Below are 2,211 nucleotides of genomic sequence, written 5' to 3'. Positions count from 1 at the left end.
GGGTCCAGGCTGTGTGAAAACCCGCTAAATACGTCGAAAACTGAGAGGCGCGAGGATTGCCTGTGAAATCAGCGGGCGAAAGCGCGAATTACCTTAGTCAGCTACATAGACGTTCGTAATGCCGTTCGGGCCGCGTCAGCGGCCCAAACGGCTACTAACGGGCGAGCAAGCAGCTGGATTCACGCCCTGATCGCTTCAAGCAGTCCTGCGATGCCGAAGATGCTCATCATTCGTTTGAGGTTGTAGGCGAGCACATGAAGGCTCATTTCGGTACTTACCCGCGGAAGTGTTTTGGTCAGGAAGTGGGTGGCTCCCATCCAATATTTGAGCGTTCCAAAAGGATGCTCAACAGTCTGGCGGCGAACCTTCATCTTCCCCGGGTCATGTTCCAGCCGAACCTGCATCGCGTCGATTACCGCCTCATGTTCCCAGCGCTTCACACGGCGCTCCTTACCCGTCGTACATTGCTTTTGCATTGAGCAGGATTGGCAGCCCGAGAACCAATAACAGTGCAGTAGCATGCCGTCTTCCATCGATGAATGCCGCCTGGTTAGTAACTGCCCCGCAGGGCATCGATACTCGTCCGACGCAATAAGATAGATGAAATCCTGCTTGCCGAATCTTCCTTCGGCTTTGCTGCCAGATGTCAGGGGTTTCGGTACGAAGGTAGTGATGCCGGCTTGCTCGCACGCAAGGATTTCCAGACCTTTGTAGTAGCCTCGGTCGGCCACCACCGTTAGCGATTCAGCCTCGATTTCTTCACGCGCTTGGTTCGCCATATTGCTCAGTTGCCCACGATCATTACCAACGTTGGTCACCTCATGGGCAATGATCAGATGGTGTTTGTCGTCGACAGCTGTTTGTACGTTGTAGCCAACCGTTCCGGTGCCTCGGCCGCTCGTGGCCATTGAGCGTGCATCTGGGTCTGTGAGGGAGATCTGCTGGTCTGGACTTTCGTGGAGCTGCGCTTCGATTTCCTTAAGTTTCTGCATCTGCTTTTTCAGTGTTTCTATCTTTTCTTTAAGCCGCTCTGTTTTGGCCTCGGCCACTTCGGGCGTTGCCCGATCCGCCGAATCCATCGCCGCCAGATATCGATCAATGCTCTGCTCGATCTGCTGCATGCGTGCCTTCACCTTGCCCTGAGTGAAGTTGCGGTCGCGATTATTGACGGCTTTGAATTTGCTGCCGTCGATGGCGATGATCGACTGGGAGAAGAGATTGAGGTTGCGGCAAAGAACTACGAACTGGCGGCATACACTGCGAATGGCTCTGCCGTTATCCTTGCGAAAGTCGGCAATGGTTTTGAAGTCCGGGGCCAAACGCCCCGTTAACCACATCAACTCGACGTTGCGCTCGGCCTCACGCTCAAGCCGGCGGCTGGACTGAATCCGATTGAGGTAGCCGTAGATATAGATCTTCAGCAACACCGCTGGGTGGTAGGCCGGACGACCCGTGGCGGCAGGATCGACGCCCTCAAAACCAAGTGCGCCCAGGTCGAGTTCATCGACGAAAACGTCGACCACTCGCACTGGATTTTCTTCGGCTACGTAATCGTCCAGACACTCCGGCAGCAAGGTGACTTGCGTCCGGGCCTCGCCTTCAATGAATCGCTTCATGATCGCCCCTGCTACGATCTCGACCATGAAAAGGTTAGACGATTACTGGCCCTTTCTCACAGCCTGGCCCAAAGAGGACGTAAGCTTGCCCCTCATCTCGTGGCATAGCAGCATAGTGAGAATTTACTCCTTCGCTATCACCTATCACGCACTTCCAAGGTCACCATGTCCATAAATCTTGATGAGCTACTGAAAACCGTAGACGACGAACAATCATTCATCGGCTTCATTGAAGCTCTAGGTATGGATTTCGCCGAGGAGCGTTTGCTGGAGGAGACCTCTCCGTCGTCTCCCTATGGACCGAGGGCGTTGGGATGGGAAAACGGCTCTATTGATACCTTTCTTGATGCTGCCGCAGCGTGGGCGACTGCCAGCTCACGCAGTTCCCCTGTGAGTGCCAGTAGATCAAACGTATGGCAACGCTGTGCGGCCATTTTGCTGGCTGGTAAATTTTATGAGTGAGCCCAGCCATTGCTGTTCGAAGGACAACGACCGAACGAAAGCTGCCGGTAGTGAAAGTCCACTATCGACTCATACTGTTTTAAACCGCTGATCTTGAACTGCTCGGCGGTGTTTTCACACAGCCTGGGTCGGT

At 54.2% G+C, this 2,211-nt stretch carries 2 protein-coding genes; one reads left to right on the top strand and one right to left on the bottom strand.

Going from position 1 to position 2,211, the window contains the following annotated elements; genetic code table 11:
* Positions 1-179: 179 nt before the first annotated feature.
* The gene (locus AACY49_RS29420; RefSeq protein WP_339527672.1) at positions 180-1,616 is read right to left on the bottom strand and encodes an IS1182 family transposase; all 1,437 of its coding nucleotides are present in this window, start codon (positions 1,614-1,616) and stop codon (positions 180-182) included.
* 165 nt (positions 1,617-1,781) lie between these two features.
* On the opposite strand from AACY49_RS29420, the gene AACY49_RS29415 reads away from it, so the two are divergent.
* On the top strand, positions 1,782-2,078 hold the full coding sequence (locus AACY49_RS29415) for a DUF7660 family protein (RefSeq protein WP_339527670.1): 297 nt from the start codon (positions 1,782-1,784) through the stop codon (positions 2,076-2,078).
* Positions 2,079-2,211: the final 133 nt, after the last annotated feature.

This window comes from Pseudomonas sp. EL_65y_Pfl2_R96 (genome assembly GCF_963970905.1).
Lineage (GTDB): Bacteria > Pseudomonadota > Gammaproteobacteria > Pseudomonadales > Pseudomonadaceae > Aquipseudomonas.
This window is presented reverse-complemented; position numbering and strand designations above follow the sequence as displayed.